Source organism: Vibrio ishigakensis (genome assembly GCF_024347675.1).
Classification (GTDB): domain Bacteria; phylum Pseudomonadota; class Gammaproteobacteria; order Enterobacterales; family Vibrionaceae; genus Vibrio; species Vibrio ishigakensis.
In genome coordinates, this window is the sequence record NZ_AP024882.1 from 1143795 (window position 1) to 1163809 (window position 20015).

Sequence of the window (20015 nt, forward strand, 5' to 3'; positions counted from 1 at the left end):
ATAAGGAGCAAGATAGTAAGTGGCGTAACTAACTGAGAAGTCTATAATTTACCTTTGATTTCATCTCTCTCATTCAGGTCTCAAGACAGGGAAAATTATGCCGTCTCTCGAAATATCTGATAGCCCAGCTGTATCTGAAAACAGCGTTCTGGTTAACCAAAAGAAAGTTCTACTCCTATTTGCACATCCGTCTCAAAGGCGCTCTGAGGTCAATACGGCTCTGTTTAAAGCGGCCAAAAAGGTGCCAGGTGTTACCTGCGTGGACCTCTATTACGATTATCCGCGTCACGACATCAATATAGAGAAAGAGCAGCAACGCTTGTTAGAGCATGACGTGGTGCTGTTCCAGTTTCCCCTTTATTGGTATTCGACCCCTTCTATTTTGAAAGAGTGGCAAGATCTTGTATTGGAGTATGGGTTTGCTTACGGCAGTGAGGGTAAAGCGCTGCATGGTAAAACCTTCTTAACGGCGATTACCGCTGGTGGGCGTGAAGATGCCTATCAAGAAGAGGGCTATAACCATTACACCATTCGAGAACTGCTTCATCCGATTGAGCAAACAGCAAGATTGACCGGCATGACCTATCTGCCTCCCTATATCCTGTTTGGCGCGCGTACTGCCGTAGAGGAGGGGCGAGTTAAGCGCCATGTGAATGGCTACAAAGAGCTCCTTCAAGCCCTAGTCAATGACAAGGTGGATCTCGAGAAAGCCACGGTACTTCCACAAATCACGGGTAATCTTGCCACCGTTATTTCAGGAGAGCGCGCATGACAGGCTATTTCTTACAGGCTTTCATCTATCTGATTGCGGCCGTTATCGCCGTGCCGATTGCTAAGCGTCTAGGGCTTGGCTCAGTGCTAGGCTACTTGATTGCCGGTGTAGTCATCGGTCCTATTGCAGGCTTTGTGGGTGAAGAGACCACTACCATTCAGCACTTTGCTGAGTTTGGTGTGGTGATGATGCTGTTCCTGGTAGGTCTTGAGCTTGAGCCCAAGATGCTGTGGGGAATGCGTAATAAATTGATTGGGCTAGGTGGCCTTCAGGTCGGTGTGACTGCTGCCTTGGTCATGGGCATCTGTTTAGCTATGGGCTTGCAATGGTCTATTGCCCTTGCCATCGGTTTGATCTTCTCGCTCTCCTCGACGGCGATTGTACTGCAGACCTTTAACGAAAAAGGGCTGACAAAAACCCCAGGCGGACAAAATGCCTTTTCGGTACTTCTGTTCCAAGATATTGCCGTGATCCCTATGCTGGCGTTCATCCCTCTGCTTGCGCTGCCTGAGCTAGTGGAAAAGGCGCAATCGGCCGTGGCTCATGCCGCGGATCATCACGAGGAACTTAGCTTAGTAGCCGGCTTGCCGGGTTGGGCTTACGGTTTGGTTATTACTGCCTCTATTGCTGTGGTTGTGGTTGGTGGTCACTTTGCCAGCCGTCCACTATTTAGATTCGTTGCGGCATCGGGTCTTCGCGAGATCTTTACTGCTACCGCTTTGATGTTGGTAATAGGTATTGCTGCGCTTATGAGTTTGGTAGGGCTGTCACCTGCATTGGGTACCTTCCTTGCCGGAGTTGTGTTAGCAAACTCCGAGTTTCGTCATGAACTTGAATCTAACATCGAGCCATTCAAAGGACTGTTGCTCGGTCTGTTCTTTATTACGGTCGGCGCAGGGATAGATTTCTCTGTATTGGCGTCAGACTTTTTCCCGATTATCTCTATGACCCTAGGCTTAATGCTACTTAAAGGCCTAGTTCTGTTTGCTTTAGCCATTATCTTCAAAGTAAAAGGGTGTGATCGCTGGCTATTCACCCTGAGTTTGGCGCAAGCGGGTGAATTTGGTTTCGTGCTTCTTAGCTTTACTGTGCAAAGCCATGTGTTGCCGATCGATATGGCATCACACTTAAGCTTGGTTGTAGCTCTGTCGATGTTCCTCACCCCAGGCTTGTTTATTTTCTTCGAGAAAGTCATCCAGCCTCGTTATGAGCAAGCGTCGAATGAGGAAGAAGAGGACACCATCGAGGAAACAGGCACCGTTATCATTGCAGGTGTTGGTCGTTTTGGTCAGATTGTTAACCGCTTGCTAGTCAGTAATGGCATTCCGACCGTGGTGCTGGATCATCAGGTCACTCAGGTGGCAAACCTTCGCCGCGTGGGTACAAAAACCTATTATGGGGATGCGACTAAGCCGGATATGCTGCACACCGCGGGCATAGAACATGCTAAAGCCTTAGTTATCGCGATAGATAATGAAGAAGCGGCCACTGAGCTTGTGAAGTACGTTAAACACACCTACCCACACGTTAAGGTCTTGGCGCGGGCGTTCGACCGTGGTCATTTCTATCTGCTTCGTCAGGCTGGAGCCGATTACATCGAGAGTGAAACCTTCCATTCGGCGATGGAGCTTGGCTCGGAGGCGCTGCGCTGTCTAGGTTTCCATCCATTCCAGATAGAGCAACAGAAGAACTCGTACATTCAAATAGAGAAAGAGAGTTCGGATGAACTTTATCATGCATGGTTAGATGACTCCGAAGGTGAGCGTTATGACAACAACTACATTAAACTCTTCGTACAACTTGAAGAGAATGTAAAAAATGCGATGAATGCCGACCGCTCTGATAAACATGAGCGCGGTGAGCGTGGATGGACACCACCACCAAAAGGCTATTCAGATAAATTAGAGGAAGATTGAGTTCCATGAAGTTACAAGCAAAGTCGTGGCAAACCCCACAGAATTTTTTGTTGTTGATTTCGATTGTTGTACCTGTGGCGTTTTCCAGTTGGATGGCTTTGCTGAACAACTTCGTTATTGAGCGCGCCAATTTTGATGGTGCGGATATAGGTCTACTTCAGAGCGTGCGAGAGATCCCCGGATTTCTCGCCTTCACGGTTGTATTCGTGCTTTTGTTTATCCGTGAGCAAAAGTTCATGCTGGTGTCACTGTTCTTATTGAGCCTCGGCACCTTTCTCACCGGTTTCTTTCCAAGTCTCACCGGCTTGCTGATCACCACCTTGATCATGTCGATAGGCTTTCACTATTTTGAAACCTTGAAACAGTCGCTGTCTCTGCAATGGCTCTCTAAAGATGAAGCGCCAGAGATGCTAGGCAAGATGATCTCGGTGGGGGCGTTAGCATCGCTGATAACTTACGGCGCACTATGGGTGATGTTGGAGCAACTTAAACTGGATTATGTCATCGTATATGCCATTACTGGTGGTAGTGCGTTGGTGCTGGTGGCGGTTATGACCTTCAGCTTTCCCCAGTTTAAGACAGAAACTGTGCAGACCAAGAAACTGGTGCTTCGTAAACGTTACTGGCTCTACTACGCTCTGACCTTTATGAGTGGTGCTCGCCGTCAGATCTTTACGGTATTTGCTGGCTTTCTGATGGTGGAGCGCTTCGGATACAGCGCGGCAGACGTAACGCTGCTGTTCCTGCTCAACTACTTGTTCAACTTCCTATTTGCTAAACGCATTGGTCGTTTTATCGGAGCGGTGGGTGAGCGTAAGGCGCTGATGTTTGAATACATTGGTTTGATTGGCGTCTTCCTAGGATATGCTTTTGTGCAAAGTGCACACATGGCAGCGGCACTGTATGTCATTGACCATCTGTTCTTTGCTCTAGCCTTAGCTATTAAGACGTACTTCCAGAAGATTGCTGATCCAGCGGATATGGCCTCTACTGCGGGCGTGAGCTTCACCATTAACCACATTGCTGCGGTAGTGATTCCGGTTACCTTCGGGGTAATTTGGCTAACTTCTCCAGAGCTGGTATTCATCATAGGGGCGGCAATGGCAGGCATCTCATTGGTGCTGTCGCTTAACATTCCGGCTAAGCCCACAGAGGGAAATGAGGTTAGGCTGTTCAGCTGGGGAAGTGTGACCCGTTAATAAAAAAACCGAAGCAAATGCTTCGGTTTTTTCTTTTAGTGGTCGAGGTAGAGGTAGTTTTGCCAACTCTTCATTCGAATCAGGATTTTTCGCATGATAGATACGTGATGGAAGCTGTCTGAATAGACCGCGACCTCAACGTTAGTACCTAGAGGCAGCTTGTACTGCTTGATGTCATCGGTGATCTTTAGCTTAACAAGGGCTCGACCCTGAGTGTTAATAGCACTGGTGCCAATCAACTGACCCGAGGCTTGCACTTGTCCTTCGGCCATCGCCGGAATAACGTTAACCACTTCGCCGGTAAACACCTGTCCTGGAAGGCTGCGGAACATAAACTCCGCTTCAAAACCAGGTTTTAGGCGTTGCAGAGAGTTTTGGCGGAAAGCGCCCACGTAGTAGTACTCTTCGGCATGGATAAACACCATAGCTGGCGCAATTGGTAGAGGCACGGCCATCTGACCAGGTCTTAGAATCAACTGTGTCACGTAACCATCGGTCGGCGCGCGAACTACGGTTTCATCTAAATTAAACTGTGCCTGTTCTACTTCTGCTTTGAGGCGGGCTACGGTGGTGTTCTCTCCGTTAATCTCGGACTCATAAGCCACACGAGCACTATTCTCGATAGCGATTTCAGCCTCTAGGTCCGCTTGAGCCCCTTTGAGATTTTGTCTACGAGTATCTACTTGTTGCGCGGTGAAGGCGCCTTTCTTAAAACCAGCGTTATAACGATTAAACTCTTGTCTAACACGATCACGCTCTGCTCTTGCTCGAATAGTCTCAGATTGAGCTGCTTTGTATTCAGACTCCAACTGGAATACCGCTTGTTCCGCGGCTGCTAGGTCAGCTTGCTTACGCATTAATTCAGCCTCGAAAGGCTTAGACTCGATAGTAAATAGAGGATCACCCTTACGGATAAACACATCCGGTTCGACGTTCACCTCAACGACGCGACCACGCACGGTCGGTACGATAGGGGTGGTGTTATATACTTGACCGCCAATTTGAGTGAACGGGTGGTTGTAGTTCATCAGTAGCACCAAGGTGCCGACTAGGACTACGCCACCAAGCACCGCTGTAGGGACAGTCCACTTGTTTAGTGGGATCTTAAAAATCTTAAAGATTGCTACGCAGATGGCGGTGTAGGTCAGTATTAGTAGTAAATCCATTACTCATCACCCTCCTTGGTTTCCTTCTTCTCTTCAGCGACAACTTCTGGCTTAGGCTCTTCTTTTTGTTTTTGAAGATCAGCCACTTGCTGAGTTAGCTCTGCAACTTTTAAATTGAGCTGAGTGATGTCATGATGCAGGTCGGATTGCTCTTGTTTGATTTGAGTCATACCCCAACCGCGGTCTTCACGCCACAAAGTTGCCCATATCCATAGGAAGGGCCACAGCGCATGCAGTGTGAAAAGGCTTATCCAACCAGTAACGTGGATGGCATCCTGATGGGGGTGGTTACGCTTGTGGGCGATTTCATACGGAATGTCATGAATTACTATGATGCCGTAGAAGATAACCAGGGCGACGAAGATAAGTAGCCCGAGAGCGACATAATCGAGAAACATATATCATCCTTGTTAATGTTTTTTCGAGTAATTTCATTGTCTAGTTTAATCTGTTTCATTACAACTAGTTTATTGAATTTTCACAAAATTTACTGATTTACAACTGGAGAGTAGAGTGATCTGGCAAGGAGAAATTGCAGCCATCAGTGCCGCCTTGGTTTGGGCGATAGCTACTTGGATTTATGGACAATTCAGCCATAAGTTCAGCGCGATGCAGATGAACATCATCAAAGGAGTAGTGGCCTCAGCAATGATGCTCATGGTTTTGCCTCTCTTTCCTGCAGATTCCATTTCTATCACTCCCAAGCATGCCCTAATACTCGGTATCTCGGGGGTAATTGGTATTGCCATTGGTGACAGCGCCTACTTTGCATCGCTGAAACGTATCGGTCCGAATAACACGCTTTTGCTTGAATCACTGGCTCCGCCACTGTCGGGCCTTCTTGCGCTGCTAGCACTTGGAGTGGCGCTAAGCTTTGGCGCCTGGTTTGGTGTACTTCTGACCACAGTCTCTGTTGCCTTTGTGATATTTAACCCAAATAGAGAGCAGCAAGTGTCTCGCTCGGGTATCGGTTTTGGTTTGTTGGCGAGTGTCTGTCAGGCTAGTGGTGTGGTGATTTCTCACTTTGCTTTAGTCGCGGGGGATGTAAACCCGCTACTCGGCGCGCTTATTCGCTTATCCATTGGCGTACTTGCTGTGATGATGGTGATCTCTTTTGTGGAGAAAAGCCCTTGGAGCAGTATGAAAGCCCACCTAAAAGGCATGCTACAAAAAGATTGGTTGTTGCTACTGGCCGCTATCTTTATTGGTACCTTCATTGCTTTATGGCTACAACAGATAGCGCTCAAATACGCTAACCCAGCCGTGGCGCAGACCTTAATTGCGACCAGCCCTTTATTTATGCTCGGTATTTATAAGCTTAAAGGGCAGAAGCTAACCCGCCGAGCCATACTTGGCACCATCAGCGCCGTGGTTGGCGTTGGTATCATTTTCTTAGCCTAGTAGCTGATCAAGAGATAAAGGTTTTTCTGAGATTCCAGCGTTTACAGCCGGTGTTTCTCCAGGGTTTTCTTGGTGGCACAGATTATTCCATGCGCGATAGATATCCAGAAGTGGCATCAAGCCCTCTGGTCGCAGGCGCCTTCTCGGTTCGTTGATGGTGACGCGAAACAGTGCGTGGAAGCGATTGAGATACTCGGTCACAGGTGACAGTCCAGGCATTGCATGGGCCTTTCGAGCATCGAGGTTGCTTTCTACTAAGGTGCCAATTGCGCGTTGCTCACTTGGCCCTCGAATGTGTCGCTGTTCGGATAGCGTCCACAAGGCTCGTGTCTTTATCTCCTTGATTGGCTCAGGTTTAGATGAGCTTCTTCCCTCTGCCCATTTCGCATCTTCAACAAGGTAGGCAATATCTAGGTCTTGCTGCTGTCTAAGATAATTGAATGCATTTAGGGCGGAATACCCTAAAAGTGGATCAAAAGAGAGAAACAGCGTCATAGGACGATTTTTTATCTTTGCCGCGATACGAGAGAAGTGCGCAGTCGTCGCATAATGCGGTCTTACCAATGCGGATTTGAGCGGATATTTTATCTTGGCGCTATCTTCGAGCACATTAAGCTCGTCCAAGCGCTCGCTCACCACTTCTTCTATGCGCTTTAACTTAGTGATAACTGGTAGCTGAGTCTCAATTTTATGGGATTTATTGTGCAGAGAAATAATGCTTTTTTCTATCAGGCGCCCTTTCGCTTCCTGACGAGATTGAGGCGGGTTGTCTATGGTGGTTAGGTTAATGTTGTGATCAACCATGTAGTGAGAGTTCAGATCACAGGTGGCGATAAGAAATACACCATTATCACTGTTAGGCTGAAGCCTTGTGAAATCACTGCCGAGGTTAAATCTGTCTTTGCTGTTCTGCCAGTGAAAATCAAAAATCGCAGATTTTTGACGGCATATTATCGCCATTGTTTTCAGATGGTCATTAAAGGTCTTAGCTTGAATATTGAGCTTTTTTGCCACCTCTTTTGGGCTGAATCCGGTTAGAAGTAGGCCCAAAATAGTGACATGGGTTTCTAACTGGGGGTTCTCTACGGAGAATCGATCGACTACTGTCGATTGACACTGCTTGCAGCGATATCTCTGTTTCTCTCCGCTAAAGCCGAATGAATGGTAGTTCTCCGGGTACAGATGCACGTTCAAACCGAAACTTCGACACTCATCATTGTTGCAACAAGGGAGTTGATTACGCTTTCTTTGGTTTTGCTGAGTTAGCTCAACAAATAGCTCTGCAGAGTCGAGCAGGTTGCGAACTGAGCGGCAACTTTTACAAGCAATCTTTATCGAGCCAGATTGTTCTTCAGAGACTAGATAGTTATCTGGATTAAGTGAGCCGAAGTCCTCGCACAGAGGATTTTTACAGAAATTAACGGCTAGGGTGTTTTCATCTAACTCTTTCAAGTGAGAAGCTCAGATTATGGTGACCTTAAGATTGTATCAAAAGTCATCGATGACTAAAAAAGGTCAGATCAAAAATGGGCTTTTTAGTGGTGCACTCGTAACTAAAACTTGATAACTTAGTATTAACAATTGGTTAGGTCATTACGCAAGGATGTATGTATGACACAAGAAGTAAAAGAACAACAAAGTAGCATCGAAATTGGTATCAGCGCGTGCGTATTGGGTGAAAAGGTTCGTTTCGATAGCGGCCATAAGATCAGTCGTTTTGTTACCAAAGAGCTCGCACCTTACCTTAGCTTTGTGCCTGTGTGTCCAGAAGTCGGAATGGGCATGACAGTACCTCGTCCAACTATCCGTCTTGTGAGTAATGAAGAACGTATCGCGCTGGTGGAGACCAAAGATGATACTAAGGATTACACTGATGGCATGTTGTCGTTCTCGAACAACAAGGTAGATGAGCTGAAACAGAAAGAGCTTTGCGGCTATATTGTGTGTGCCAAATCACCGACCTGTGGCATGGAGCGAGTGAAGGTTTATTCAAAAGGCGGCGCTTCCAAGGAAGGGATTGGCATGTATACCCGCATCCTGATGGAACAGATGCCATGGCTTCCGGTAGAAGAAGACGGACGCTTGAACGACCCTATCTTGAAAGAGAACTTTATCTCCCGCGTATTTAGCCTTCGTGATTTTTACGACTCTATGGGCGGACAGCCGACAGCGGGTAAAATCGTCGCTTTCCACTCTCGCTATAAATTGACCTTGATGGCCCATCACCCTGAATCATATAAAGAGTTGGGGCGTCTAGTAGCCAAAGTATCTGAGTATGAACCACAAGAGTTCTTCGAGATGTACCGCTTAAAGTTTATGCAGGCGCTTACCAACCGTGCGAGTCGCAAGAACAACTCTAATGTGCTGATGCACATTCAGGGCTACTTTAAGAAGTGGCTTTCAAGTCAGGAGAAGCAAGAGCTAAGACGTGTCATCGATGAGTATCGCGATGGTCTGTTGCCACTGCTGAGTCCTCTTACACTGATAAAGCACTATCTGACTCTCTATCCTGATGCGTACTTGCAGGATCAGAAGTATCTGCAACCGCATCCGCAAGAGCTTCGTCTTCGTTACCCACTATAGGGCAAGGCTATGAATCATCTTGTTTGGTTTAGGCGAGATCTCCGAACACTAGACAATAGCGCGCTCCAGCAAGCTCTGGAGCTCGCGTCTATGTCGCAAGATTCGAATGTGATAGCTCTATTCATCGAAACTCCGGGACAGTGGCAAGAACACAACCTAGCTCCCATCCAAGCAGACCTGATTCTTAGAAGGTTGCATGAGGTATCCGCGGAGCTCAAAGAGCTTAATATTTCGATGATATTCGAGCGCTGTGATTCGTTTTCTGATTGTGCCGACGTCTTATCAAGGCTTTGTCAGCGACATCACATCAATCGGCTGTGGGCTAACAAAGAATATGAGCTTAACGAGGTGAAGCGTGACGAGCTTGTCGCTGAGACCCTCACCAATGTAGGTGTTGAGTCTAGATTCATTGATGACAGCTGTATGTTTTCGCCAGGTGAGGTGTTGAACCAGCAGGGCAGTTACTTCAAAGTCTTTACCCCTTTCAAAAAGGCATGGCTAAGCAAGTTTGCCAGTAGGCCTGTACCTGTTTCTAAGCCTCCAAGGCTAGAGCACAATGCATTAACTATTCAGTCAGAGCTTAGCTTTAACTATCCGTTAAAAGACAGTTCCGCTTATCCAATTTCAACCAAAGAGATCATTACCAAACTGCGAGAATTTGCTGCAGAAAAAGCGTCAGATTACAGCGATGACAGAGATTTTCCTGCGATTGAGGGCACCAGCAAGTTATCTCCTTATCTTGCCATAGGAGCGTTATCTGTCAGGCAGTGTCTTGCAAGACTTTTTAACGGCCGACATCTCGAAGAGTTATCAGCAGGGGAACAGACCTGGCTGAGTGAGCTAATTTGGCGAGAATTTTATCAGCATCTTCTTTATTTCGAGCCAAAGCTTAGTCGAGGTCAGTGCTTTACTCCATGGGGTGACATGCTTGTCTGGCAAGGGGATGAAGAACATCTCGAAAAATGGCAGCAAGGAGAGACCGGCTATCCCATCGTTGATGCCGCTATGAAGCAGCTCAATCGTACTGGCTGGATGCATAATCGACTGCGCATGATAGTCGCGAGCTTTCTTACCAAGGATTTATTACTTGATTGGCATGATGGCGAGGCTTACTTTTCACAGACGCTGGTGGATGGGGATTACGCTGCGAACAACGGTGGTTGGCAGTGGTCGGCTTCTACTGGATGCGATGCCCAGCCTTATTTTCGGATCTTTAACCCCATTTCCCAAGGAGAGAAGTTTGACCCCGATGGCAGCTTTGTAAAACATTGGCTTCCAGAGCTAGTTGACGTACCCATCAAATACATCCATAAGCCTTGGTTGTGGGCTGAATTTGGCAGTTTGGACTATCCTCAACCTATAGTGGATCACAAGGCACAGCGAGAAAAAGCGCTTGAGATGTATAAAGAGGCGAGGGAACGTGCAAAGTAAAGTCAGTTGTTTGATTGCAGTAGTTGGATTGTTCATCGGTGTACAAAGCGTGAATGCAGCGACATTTGATTTGCCTGAAGAAGGTAGCCACATGGTGGGTAAATTAAAACGCCACGTGGTTGAATCCGGTGAAACATTCGCAGTTTTAGCCAAAGACTACGATGTCGGCCTACTTAGCCTGATGGCCGCTAACCGAGGCATAGACCCCTTTCTTCCACACGATGGTGAAGTTCTCACCATCCCTCATCAATTCATTCTCCCCAATGCCAGACATGAGGGCATAGTGGTAAATCTTGCAGAGTTGAGGCTTTATTATTTTGACCCTGATGGTGAACGAGTGCATGTTTTCCCAGTGGGCATTGGCAAGATCGGTCGTGAAACCCCTGAGATGAAAACCACCATTAGCCAGATGATTGAGGGTCCTACATGGACACCTCCGAAGTCTATTCGTATGGCTTATGAAGAAGACGGCATTGAGCTACCAGAAACCGTACCTGCGGGGCCTGATAATCCTCTGGGTGAGTATGCCATGAGGCTGCGTTACGGTTCTGGACAGTATCTTATCCATGGAACCAACAAAGACTTTGGGATCGGGCTTAGGGTGAGTAGTGGCTGTATTCGTATGGAGCCGGCTGATATTGAGTGGTTGTTTGAGCAGGTGTCGCGAGGTACTAAGGTTCAGATAGTCAACCAGCCTATTAAGGTTGCGGTTGAGCCAGATAGTAGTGTGTATGTGGAATCTCACGAGCCTTTGACCGGTAGAGATGGGTACAAACAGTCACTGGAATGGCCATTGGAATTGCAGATTTGGGTCGACCAATATCAATTTGCTTCAACGCGCGTTGATAGCGTGATCAAGGTTCAGTCTGGCCTGCCGACACTTATCGCCGACGGTGCCCACCTAGAAACGATGCAGCAATAAAAAAGCCAGTGACACTGTCACTGGCTTATTCAATTCTATTTACTCTTACTTGGTATAAGACTGAGAAACGTTGTCTAGACGTTCATTAGCACGAGCTGCTTCGTCTTGCGCTGCCATTGCGGCTTCTTTAGCTTGCATAGCTGCTGCCTTGTTTTCAGCCGAATCTTTCTCATGGGCTGCTTTAAGTGCTGCAACGTCTGACTCTAGCTGTGAGATACGCGCATCTTGGTCATTCATCTTTGCCGTGGTCTCTTCATCCGGACCCGATGCACAACCTGCTAATAATAATACCGAGCTAACCCCTGCTGCGAGTAAGAATTTATTATTCATAAGAACTCCTGTCATTTTTAGTTATGCCACTGGTTACCGATGGCTTATTTAGTGTAGTAGTTGTCTGAAAAATGTAGAAATTTTCTTTAATTCAAGGAAATACTGGGGTCTCTAAGCTTATATAAATGAAATTTGAATGAATATAAGCGCTTATATTCGGATAATTTTGTGATCTAAGTCGGTATGTGATGTATCATTAGCGCGGTTTAAACATCTTACTTTTAGGAGAACACATTGAAGTTTCGTGAACTGGGCTTAGACAATCGATTGATGAAGAACTTGGATCACTACTCGTTTGCTAAAGCAACTGAGATCCAAGAGCGAGCAATTCCAGTCGCTATGGCTGGGAAAGATCTACTCGCATCGTCTAAGACAGGCTCTGGTAAAACGCTAGCGTTTGTACTGCCGATGCTTCATAAGGCTCTTAAATCTAAAGCCTTCTCTGCACGTGATCCTCGTGGTGTAATTTTGGCACCAACTCGTGAACTAGCGCGTCAAGTATATGGCGAGCTTCGCTCTATGCTGGGTGGTCTTTCTTACCATGCTGAGCTTATTGTTGGTGGTGAGAACTTTAACGACCAAGTTAAAGCCCTTCGTAAATACCCTAAGTTCATTGTGGCAACCCCTGGACGTCTTGCCGATCACCTAGAACATCGCTCTCTATTCCTAGAAGGCCTAGATACACTGGTTCTTGATGAAGCAGACCGTATGCTGGACCTTGGTTTTTCGGTGGAACTGCGCCGCATTCATAATGCTGCTAAACACCGCCGTCGTCAGACGCTAATGTTCTCAGCAACGCTAGATAATGCTGAAGTACATGATCTTGCAATGGAACTTCTTAACGAACCAAAGCGTATCTCTATCGACAGTGCTCAAGCGCAACATACCGATATCGAGCAGAAGTTCTATCTGTGTGATCACCTAGATCACAAAGAAGCCCTGTTAATGCGTCTGCTTGAAGAGGCAGATTATAAGCAGGTGATGATCTTCACTGCGACGCGCTCTGATACTGAGCGTCTGACTGAGAAATTGAACGAGATGAAGCTTAAAGCTGTGGCTTTGAGCGGCAGTCTTAACCAGAATCAGCGTAACACCATCATGAGCCAATTTGAGCGCGCGGTGTATAAGATTCTAGTTACTACGGACATTGCCTCTCGCGGTATCGACATCTCTAACGTGTCTCACGTGATCAACTTTGATATGCCTAAGCATACTGAAGAGTACGTTCACCGCGTAGGGCGTACTGGTCGTGCGGGCAACAAGGGTAGTGCTGCATCACTTGTGGGTCCTAAAGACTGGGATAGCTTCAAGAGAGTTGAGAACTTCCTACACCAAGACCTTAAGTTTGATGTGCTTGAGGGACTTGAAGGTAAGTTTAAAGGCCTGCGTCCTAAGAAGCCGGCGTTTGCTAAATCTCGTGTTAAGCCTGGAGCTAAGAAACCAAACGCTCGCAAGAAAGTGGCGAAGAAGCCTGCGAAACGAGATAAGACTTTCCATACCAATGTCGCTGTGGGTGATTCAGTTTTCATTCCGAAAAAGAAACCAAAAGCAGACACAGAGTAATAAAAAAACGGAGCCAAAGGGCTCCGTTTTTTTATACCTTGAATCTTCTACCCCTTGCCAGCATTGGGCTCAGGGCATAACTGTATAGCCTAGACTAATCTCCTGCTGTTTGATTTCTAATCTGCAATTGTCATTTACGTTTCAAATTGCTGAAACATAAGTGTCATAAAACCCGCTTAAAGTGTCCCTCGTCGTTTAAACAAACCCACGACGAAGCGTCGTGAACAGTGATTCCAATTAAGGACATATGATGAAAAAGACAGTAATCGGTGCAGTTGCACTACTAGGTGCTCTATCAATGAACACAGCTGTAGCTAAAGAAACTATCTCAGCAGTAGGTTCAAGCAGCGTTACTCCACTGATGGAAGTTTTCTCTGAAACATACATGAAGCAAAACTCTAACGTATTTATCGAAGTACAAGGCCCTGGCTCTTCTGCTGGTGTTCGTGCTGCTAAAGACGGTTCTGCTGACATGGGTATGTCATCTCGTGCTCTTAAAGCAGAAGAGAAAGAAGCAACTCTAGTTGAAGAAGTGGTTGCTCGTGACGGTATCGCAGTTGTTGTGAACCCAGAGAACTCTCTAAAAGGTCTAACTTCAGAGCAGGTAACTGCTATCTATAAAGGCGAAATCACTAACTGGAAAGAAGTTGGTGGCGTAGACAAGCCAATCGTTGCTATCACTCGTGACACAGCTTCTGGTACTCGTGGCGCGTTCGAAGACATCATGAGCCTTAAGCAAAAAGTTTCTGGTATCAGCGTAACGGCTATCACTCAACGTGCTCAAGTAGCTAACGGTAACGGTGCTCTTAAAGTATCTGTAGCAAGCAACCCATACGCAATCGGCTACATCTCTCTAGGTACTGTTGATGAGTCTGTACACGCTCTAACTATCGACGGTGTTGAGCCATCTGTAGACAACGTTAAGAACGATTCTTACAAAGTAGCTCGTCCGTTCCTAGTTCTTTACAAAGAAGGTCAACCTTCAGCTGAAGCTCAGAAGTTCCTAGACTGGATGCTTGCTGATGAAGCTCAAGCTATCGTAGAGAAAAAAGGCTACATCTCAGTTAACTAATCTAACTGACAGCTTTAAAAATTTGCTCAGCCCGCGAGGGCTGGGCTTTTAGCTTGCCTCTTTGCAAGCATTAGAAATTACCATCGCAATTAATAGTGAATTTTTCTATGAAAAATGACAATGTTCAGGCTGCAGTTGTAGGCGGAGGTTCTCTTCGTCAAGACCGTGGTATCGACTGGAGAGAGCGTATTTTCCACGCGCTATTCCTAACCAGTGCTATCATCGGCATCGTTTCGCTTGCCATCATTGCTTACTTCATCGTTGTAGAAAGTATCCCAGCATTCCAACAAGCGGGTGTTGGCGGTATCGTTCTAGGTCAAAACTGGCTTCCACCGGCACTATACGGTGTAGCAACCATGATTGTTGCTTCTCTAGTTTCGACCATCGGTGCAGTTCTTTTCGGTGTACCAGTAGGTGTACTAACCGCAATCTTTATTGCAGAAGTTGCTCCAAAGCGTGTTGCGAATCTAATTCGTCCGGCAATCGAGCTTCTAGCGGGTATCCCGTCTGTAGTTTACGGTTTCTTCGGCCTAGTTATCATCGTTCCGCTGATTCAGAACATCTTTAACGTACCAGCGGGTAACACTATCCTTGCCGGTATCATAGTTCTGGGTGTGATGATTCTTCCAACCGTTATCACAGTATCTGAGACCTCTATCCGCGCTGTACCGCGCACATATAAAGAAGGTTCTCTGGCACTGGGTGCTTCGAAAATCTACACCATCTTTAAACTGTTAGTTCCAGCAGCTCGCTCGGGCATCATGACAGGTGTAATCCTAGGTATCGGTCGTGCTCTAGGTGAAACCATGGCAATTATCATGGTTATGGGGAACGCGCCAGCTATGCCAGAGGGCTTGCTTGATTCAGCTCGTACGCTAACGGCAAACATCGCAATCGAAATGTCTTACGCAAGTGGTGTTCACGCGAACGCTCTATATGCGACAGGCGTGGTATTGCTGGTGTTTATTATGATTCTAAACGGTGCGCTTCTGTACCTAAACCGTGAAAAAGCGAAGTAAAAGCAATGGATACAGTTAAACTAAAACAAGCTCGTCAGCGCAAAGACGCCATGATGGGTGGATTCGTTTGGATTGCGGCAGGTCTAACAGTAGGTTTTCTGTTTTGGATCATCTGGTACATCCTATCGAACGGCCTGAAGTTCGTAGACTTTAACTTTATTTTCGATAATTACACACGCACTGGTGAAGAGCGTGGTATTTTCCCAATGATCGTTTCAACCATCTACATGGTTATCGCATCTATTGCAGTTGCTGCGCCATTGGGCATCATGACCGCTATCTACCTAACCGAATACGCAAAGGTTGGTAGTAAGTTGGTTAAAGTGATTCGTTTTTGTACTGAATCACTGGCGGGTATCCCGTCAATCATCTTTGGTCTATTCGGTATGACCTTCTTCGTTACCATTATGGGATTCGGTTTCTCGATTCTATCTGGTGCGTTGACGCTAAGTATCCTGATCCTGCCTGTAATCATCCGTGCAACGGAAGAAGCACTTATGGCAGTACCTCAGACTTATCGTGAAGGTTCATATGCGTTGGGCTCGTCAAGAATCTACACCATTTGGCGCCTTATCCTGCCAAGTGCGATGCCAGGTATCTTGACTTCTGTCATCTTGAGTATTGGTCGTGTAATCGGTGAATCAGCTCCGGTATTCCTAACCGCTGGTATGGTTGCTCGTATCCCAGATTCTTTGATGGATTCTGGTCGTACTCTAACCGTTCACCTTTATAAGTTGACTACTGAACTGTTCACAATCGATGAGTGGAACCAAGCCTACGGTACAGCAACAGTACTTATCGTTGTGGTACTTCTAATCAATACAGTGACCAAACTTATCGCTAGCCGATTCAACAAAGCGACTTACTAAGCTAGCCGTATTCAAAGAATTTAAGAGACAGAAAAATGAACAAATTTAACATTGAAAACCTAGACCTTTATTACGGCGAGAACCGCGCACTGAAAGCGATTAACCTGCCTATTCCTCTACGCCAAGTGACTGCACTAATTGGTCCGTCAGGCTGCGGTAAATCAACGCTTCTTCGTTGTCTTAACCGCATGAACGACTTGATTGAAGGCGTGAAGATTGAAGGTCTAGTAGAAATGGATGGCCAGGACATCTATGGCAACATCGATGTTGCAGACCTACGCATCAAAGTAGGCATGGTATTCCAAAAGCCAAACCCATTCCCAATGAGCATCTACGAGAACGTAGCGTACGGTCTCCGTGCTCAAGGCATTAAAGACAAGAAACACATCGATGAAGTGGTAGAGCGCTCTCTGCGTGGTGCGGCACTTTGGGACGAAGTTAAAGACCGTCTTAAGTCTCATGCATTCGGTCTTTCTGGTGGTCAGCAGCAGCGTCTATGTATCGCACGTACTATCGCGATGGAACCAGATGTCATCCTAATGGATGAGCCAACCTCGGCACTTGACCCAATTGCAACGCACAAGATCGAAGAGTTGATGGAAGATCTTAAGAAAGATTACACCATCGTTATCGTAACTCACTCAATGCAACAGGCACGTCGTATCTCTGATCGTACTGCGTTCTTCCTAATGGGTGAGCTTGTTGAGCACGACGAAACACAAGTTATCTTTAGCAACCCACGCGATGATCGCACTCAGGGTTACGTAAATGGTGACTTTGGTTAATCGACTCGATTAACCCATATTACCCTCGCAGTCATCGATAAGTAGATCGCACTTACTTAGAGAGCGAGGGTAAAGTAGTAAACGGATTAACTATAATAATATGCGATGGAAACCTTGCCCCTCTTATGTAGAGGGGCTTTTTTTGTGTTTCCACAATGAAAGCTAGGCTGAGTTTGATCTTGTCTTAGCAAGCCAGTAAAATTCGCTCAGTTAAAGATAAAGGTTACGATTATGAGTGATTTTGAAAAAGAGCTTCAGGAAATGGCACAAGGTGCGGAAGAGCAACCTGAAGAGAAGCTTCCTACCATCGAAGAGCAAAAGCGCATTGCAGCTGAGCTAAAGAAACTGGAAGAAGCGGGTGAGCTAACCCCTGAAGTTTTAGAAGAATACTTTGGTAAGTTCTACGCGAAAACTGACACTCCTATCCACTAAGTGTCGAATGAATTGAAAAGCCGAGCATAATGCTCGGCTTTGTTGTTTTTACAGCTAAATAAGCATCACGCATATGTACGAGGTTTTATATAAAATAATCAAATAAGGGGTAGTTTTCTTTTTAATCCTTACTTTTCAGGTGGTTATTGAGTTTGTGTAAATTTGACTAATCTACCCCTTTCTACTTATCCCTTGTGCTTATGGCAAAGCCCCCGAAAAAGCCTAGATTTAAAGGGCCTTCAAATGGAATTGTGACGGCCAGATGTTTTTCCGATAAAAACAATTCATCCCACACAGGGAGCGTTTGATGGCATAGGTTCGATAGGAGGACTTATGTCTCTCAGTTACGCATGTGGACACGTGGTTACGCGATCAGATGAATTCGCGAGCGCCACTATAGCTATCCTCAGACTCCATTTCCCCTCAACGCGTTTTTGTCACGCGTCGTCTATTCGTGAGTGTTTTTGTCCAGATGATTCCCTAGCCAATCGTTGTATCTATTTAATCGACGCTTCCACAGTAGGTAACCCAATCCGAAACGGAGTAAACCCAAGTCACGAACAAGGAGATTGGCTAGCGGTTAATGTAGAAGATGACAATTTCCAACTGGGTGACTGGATACTCAATGGTTTCTCAGGCGTGGTAATGCGCAAACGCTGCTTGGAGCAGATAGCTCTAGCAGTTCAATCTATCGATAGTGGGGAGCTTTGGTATACCCGCAAAGACCTAAGCAAATTAGCTAAAGCTTATATCGCTAATGAGTTCGATCCACATATAGCCGCAGATGATTTCGCGCTGCTTCACGCACTGACTCCTAAAGAGAAGCACATCTGCCTTATGATCCTGAAGGGCCTCAACAACCCGCAAATCGCCGAAACCGTCAACGTCAGTGTTAATACAGTGAAAACACATGCCTCGAGTGTGATGCGCAAGATAAACGTGCATTCGCGCGCCGAGCTTATTGCACGGGCGGTAGAACAATCGACAAATTCACCCAAAAATCACCCACTAAACGGGGGGTAACTCACTACCTAGGGTGACGCTGAATAGATAGCACAAAACTAAGCTTTCCTCGCAACTTGGTAAAAAGTGGGTAAAAAAGCGAGGGATTGGTTATGTATAAGTTATGGCTGGCAATGATTACGTGCTTGCTGACTCTTGGTCTCAGCACAGGCGTGTATGCCGATGATGATGATGGTTTCGAAGGGTTCAAAGGCGGGTCTCTTTATTCTCATCGAGGTGGCCGAGGTGGTGGTGACGACGATGATGATGATGACGATGATGGTGGCGATCCGAGAGACGATGACGACGACTATTATGAATGTGGTCCAAAATGTAAAGAGTCTACTCAGATTGTATTGAAAGGTAGAATTCCTTGTATCTGCGATATTTCACTACCATCAGCAACTGAAATTCGTCTATTCAGAGCTCGCCAACTTTCTAGAGGCGGCAACATTGATGATGTAGAGATTGGTAATTTCTCTGCTAGTTGTAATACAGGGTCAGTATATTTGAAATTGACTTCACAAAATGGTGCTTTGAAAAATATGGACGTAGCTGACACTTACATTGACTATGACGTAGATGTTGGTGGTATAGATACTTTCTCAGCTAACACTGGTGGTACTGAGAAATCATTCGTGTGGTCATTCATGGGCAATAATGCAGCAGTACTTAACGGTGCAAACATGTTGAAAGTAGAAAACCTAGGCGGTGTTGATGGCAAAATTGCCGGTCGTTATAGAGATGTACTAACTGTGACTGTAAGTGGTTTACCACTATAAGAAACTTCTAGGCGAAACTTTCTACATTGGAAACAGCGGTATAGTGGGCACTTGTGCCCACTTTTCCGTGGTAAATGGAGGATGTTTTAATGAAGACGTTTTGGTTCTTGTTATTACTTCTGGTTTCATGGAAAGGGCTCGCATATCAAGTCTCTCCTATGTTCCAAACCTTTGAGGTAGCGGGACGAGCCTCACAAGGTAGTTATGAGGTGAGTAACACTGATCCTACAGAGATTACGCTACAAGCAGTGGTCTACAGTGTTAAATTTGATGCTTTGGGAAAAGAGGTATTAACCCCCAACGAGGATGATTTCCTTATATTGCCACCGCAATCAAAGATAGCCCCACAAGCGAGCCAGCGATTTAGGGTTCGTTATCTTGGTGATGCTTTGATACCTCAGACGAGTGTATACCGCGTCATATTTGAACAAATCCAGACAAGTGATGACTCGGGTGAAGACTCAGGTTCAGTCCAGTTTATGGTTAACTTCTCTACAGTTATCTTTGTATCCCCAATGAACTGTAAACCTCGTGTTGAGTCTTCTATCTCAAAAGGTAGTTTGGTTTTGCGAAATCCAAGTTCCTGTGTCTATGACCTAAATCTTGCGCGATTTGAGTTTTCCAGTGGTTTGTTTTCAGAGTCTCTAGGATGGGTGGATCTAAATGCAGAGACTGCTGGTTATTTATTACCAAAGCGTACTCAAAAGATAAAGCTACCAGAGAAGGTTTCGAAATCTAAAAAGGTGAAAACTATCGGCCCTTATTAGATCT

20 protein-coding genes are annotated in these 20015 nt (G+C 46.1%); 16 read left to right on the plus strand and 4 right to left on the minus strand.

Going from position 1 to position 20015, the window contains the following annotated elements; all coding sequences use genetic code 11:
* The first annotated feature begins 97 nt into the window (after positions 1–97).
* Genes Pcarn_RS19020 through Pcarn_RS19030 form a run of 3 tightly spaced genes read left to right on the plus strand, consistent with a single transcriptional unit; the run spans position 98 to position 3887 of the window.
* Positions 98–772 (plus strand): NAD(P)H-dependent oxidoreductase, encoded by a 675-nt coding sequence (locus Pcarn_RS19020; protein ID WP_261835896.1) that lies wholly within the window; start codon positions 98–100, stop codon positions 770–772.
* Positions 769–2688, plus strand: coding sequence for a monovalent cation:proton antiporter-2 (CPA2) family protein (locus Pcarn_RS19025; RefSeq protein ID WP_261835897.1), 1920 nt, complete (start codon positions 769–771; stop codon positions 2686–2688). Before Pcarn_RS19020 ends, Pcarn_RS19025 begins: the two co-directional genes overlap by 4 nt.
* A gap of 5 nt (positions 2689–2693) precedes the next feature.
* Positions 2694–3887 carry an MFS transporter gene (locus tag Pcarn_RS19030; RefSeq protein ID WP_261835898.1) on the plus strand — a complete coding sequence of 398 codons (1194 nt, stop codon included), beginning with the start codon at positions 2694–2696 and terminating at the stop codon, positions 3885–3887.
* Between the two features lie 35 nt (positions 3888–3922).
* Here Pcarn_RS19030 and Pcarn_RS19035 read toward each other — a convergent pair whose 3' ends face one another.
* Positions 3923–5053 carry an HlyD family secretion protein gene (locus tag Pcarn_RS19035; protein WP_261835899.1) on the minus strand — a complete coding sequence of 377 codons (1131 nt, stop codon included), beginning with the start codon at positions 5051–5053 and terminating at the stop codon, positions 3923–3925.
* Positions 5053–5451, minus strand: a complete 399-nt coding sequence (locus Pcarn_RS19040; RefSeq protein WP_261835900.1) for a DUF3302 domain-containing protein — start codon at positions 5449–5451, stop codon at positions 5053–5055. The genes Pcarn_RS19035 and Pcarn_RS19040 overlap by 1 nt, the downstream gene beginning before the upstream one ends.
* 118 nt (positions 5452–5569) lie before the next feature.
* On the opposite strand from Pcarn_RS19040, the gene Pcarn_RS19045 reads away from it, so the two are divergent.
* On the plus strand, positions 5570–6454 hold the full coding sequence (locus Pcarn_RS19045; protein ID WP_261837317.1) for a DMT family transporter: 885 nt from the start codon (positions 5570–5572) through the stop codon (positions 6452–6454).
* Here the strand turns inward: Pcarn_RS19045 and Pcarn_RS19050 are convergent.
* Positions 6446–7906 carry a hypothetical protein gene (locus Pcarn_RS19050; protein ID WP_261835901.1) on the minus strand — a complete coding sequence of 487 codons (1461 nt, stop codon included), beginning with the start codon at positions 7904–7906 and terminating at the stop codon, positions 6446–6448. The genes Pcarn_RS19045 and Pcarn_RS19050 overlap by 9 nt on opposite strands.
* A 159-nt stretch (positions 7907–8065) precedes the next feature.
* Between Pcarn_RS19050 and Pcarn_RS19055 the strand changes: the two genes are divergently transcribed.
* The 3 genes from Pcarn_RS19055 to Pcarn_RS19065 are packed head-to-tail and all read left to right on the plus strand — an operon-like array spanning position 8066 to position 11390.
* Positions 8066–9037 (plus strand): YbgA family protein, encoded by a 972-nt coding sequence (locus Pcarn_RS19055; RefSeq protein ID WP_261835902.1) that lies wholly within the window; start codon positions 8066–8068, stop codon positions 9035–9037.
* Between the two features lie 9 nt (positions 9038–9046).
* Entirely contained in the window at positions 9047–10468 is a 1422-nt protein-coding gene (gene phrB / locus Pcarn_RS19060; RefSeq protein WP_261835903.1) for a deoxyribodipyrimidine photo-lyase, read from the plus strand.
* Complete coding sequence (locus tag Pcarn_RS19065) at positions 10458–11390, plus strand: L,D-transpeptidase family protein (RefSeq protein ID WP_390904498.1); 933 nt, start codon at positions 10458–10460, stop codon at positions 11388–11390. The genes phrB and Pcarn_RS19065 overlap by 11 nt, the downstream gene beginning before the upstream one ends.
* A gap of 45 nt (positions 11391–11435) precedes the next feature.
* On the opposite strand, the gene Pcarn_RS19070 is transcribed toward Pcarn_RS19065, so the two are convergent.
* On the minus strand, positions 11436–11720 hold the full coding sequence (locus Pcarn_RS19070) for an Lpp/OprI family alanine-zipper lipoprotein (RefSeq protein WP_261835904.1): 285 nt from the start codon (positions 11718–11720) through the stop codon (positions 11436–11438).
* Positions 11721–11954: 234 nt separating this feature from the next.
* Here Pcarn_RS19070 and Pcarn_RS19075 point away from each other — a divergent pair, with 234 nt between their 5' ends.
* The 9 genes from Pcarn_RS19075 to Pcarn_RS19115 all read left to right on the plus strand — a co-directional run bounded on the left by Pcarn_RS19075 (position 11955) and on the right by Pcarn_RS19115 (position 20011).
* Entirely contained in the window at positions 11955–13283 is a 1329-nt protein-coding gene (locus tag Pcarn_RS19075) for a DEAD/DEAH box helicase (RefSeq protein ID WP_261835905.1), read from the plus strand.
* 250 nt (positions 13284–13533) lie between these two features.
* Entirely contained in the window at positions 13534–14355 is an 822-nt protein-coding gene (locus Pcarn_RS19080) for a phosphate ABC transporter substrate-binding protein (RefSeq protein WP_261835906.1), read from the plus strand.
* A 107-nt stretch (positions 14356–14462) separates the two neighbouring features.
* Complete coding sequence (gene pstC / locus Pcarn_RS19085) at positions 14463–15374, plus strand: phosphate ABC transporter permease subunit PstC (protein WP_261835907.1); 912 nt, start codon at positions 14463–14465, stop codon at positions 15372–15374.
* 5 nt (positions 15375–15379) lie between these two features.
* On the plus strand, positions 15380–16243 hold the full coding sequence (gene pstA, locus Pcarn_RS19090) for a phosphate ABC transporter permease PstA (RefSeq protein WP_261835908.1): 864 nt from the start codon (positions 15380–15382) through the stop codon (positions 16241–16243).
* Positions 16244–16278: 35 nt separating this feature from the next.
* Positions 16279–17028 (plus strand): phosphate ABC transporter ATP-binding protein PstB, encoded by a 750-nt coding sequence (gene pstB, locus Pcarn_RS19095; protein ID WP_261835909.1) that lies wholly within the window; start codon positions 16279–16281, stop codon positions 17026–17028.
* A 231-nt stretch (positions 17029–17259) separates the two neighbouring features.
* Entirely contained in the window at positions 17260–17460 is a 201-nt protein-coding gene (locus tag Pcarn_RS19100) for a restriction endonuclease subunit S (protein ID WP_261835910.1), read from the plus strand.
* A gap of 333 nt (positions 17461–17793) precedes the next feature.
* Positions 17794–18483 (plus strand): helix-turn-helix transcriptional regulator, encoded by a 690-nt coding sequence (locus Pcarn_RS19105; protein ID WP_261835911.1) that lies wholly within the window; start codon positions 17794–17796, stop codon positions 18481–18483.
* 92 nt (positions 18484–18575) lie between these two features.
* On the plus strand, positions 18576–19244 hold the full coding sequence (locus tag Pcarn_RS19110) for a hypothetical protein (RefSeq protein ID WP_261835912.1): 669 nt from the start codon (positions 18576–18578) through the stop codon (positions 19242–19244).
* Between the two features lie 89 nt (positions 19245–19333).
* Entirely contained in the window at positions 19334–20011 is a 678-nt protein-coding gene (locus Pcarn_RS19115) for a fimbrial biogenesis chaperone (RefSeq protein ID WP_261835913.1), read from the plus strand.
* Positions 20012–20015: the final 4 nt, after the last annotated feature.

Bases quoted from the DNA above. Each gene is read 5' to 3' on its own strand.
- Pcarn_RS19020 (WP_261835896.1), top strand. From the start codon at position 98: ATGCCGTCTCTCGAAATATCTGATAGCCCAGCTGTATCTGAAAACAGC.
- Pcarn_RS19025 (WP_261835897.1), top strand. From the start codon at position 769: ATGACAGGCTATTTCTTACAGGCTTTCATCTATCTGATTGCGGCCGTT.
- Pcarn_RS19030 (WP_261835898.1), top strand. From the start codon at position 2,694: ATGAAGTTACAAGCAAAGTCGTGGCAAACCCCACAGAATTTTTTGTTG.
- Pcarn_RS19035 (WP_261835899.1), bottom strand. From the start codon at position 5,053: ATGGATTTACTACTAATACTGACCTACACCGCCATCTGCGTAGCAATC.
- Pcarn_RS19040 (WP_261835900.1), bottom strand. From the start codon at position 5,451: ATGTTTCTCGATTATGTCGCTCTCGGGCTACTTATCTTCGTCGCCCTG.
- Pcarn_RS19055 (WP_261835902.1), top strand. From the start codon at position 8,066: ATGACACAAGAAGTAAAAGAACAACAAAGTAGCATCGAAATTGGTATC.
- phrB (WP_261835903.1), top strand. From the start codon at position 9,047: ATGAATCATCTTGTTTGGTTTAGGCGAGATCTCCGAACACTAGACAAT.
- Pcarn_RS19070 (WP_261835904.1), bottom strand. From the start codon at position 11,720: ATGAATAATAAATTCTTACTCGCAGCAGGGGTTAGCTCGGTATTATTA.
- Pcarn_RS19080 (WP_261835906.1), top strand. From the start codon at position 13,534: ATGAAAAAGACAGTAATCGGTGCAGTTGCACTACTAGGTGCTCTATCA.
- pstC (WP_261835907.1), top strand. From the start codon at position 14,463: ATGAAAAATGACAATGTTCAGGCTGCAGTTGTAGGCGGAGGTTCTCTT.
- pstA (WP_261835908.1), top strand. From the start codon at position 15,380: ATGGATACAGTTAAACTAAAACAAGCTCGTCAGCGCAAAGACGCCATG.
- pstB (WP_261835909.1), top strand. From the start codon at position 16,279: ATGAACAAATTTAACATTGAAAACCTAGACCTTTATTACGGCGAGAAC.
- Pcarn_RS19100 (WP_261835910.1), top strand. From the start codon at position 17,260: ATGAGTGATTTTGAAAAAGAGCTTCAGGAAATGGCACAAGGTGCGGAA.
- Pcarn_RS19105 (WP_261835911.1), top strand. From the start codon at position 17,794: ATGTCTCTCAGTTACGCATGTGGACACGTGGTTACGCGATCAGATGAA.
- Pcarn_RS19110 (WP_261835912.1), top strand. From the start codon at position 18,576: ATGTATAAGTTATGGCTGGCAATGATTACGTGCTTGCTGACTCTTGGT.
- Pcarn_RS19115 (WP_261835913.1), top strand. From the start codon at position 19,334: ATGAAGACGTTTTGGTTCTTGTTATTACTTCTGGTTTCATGGAAAGGG.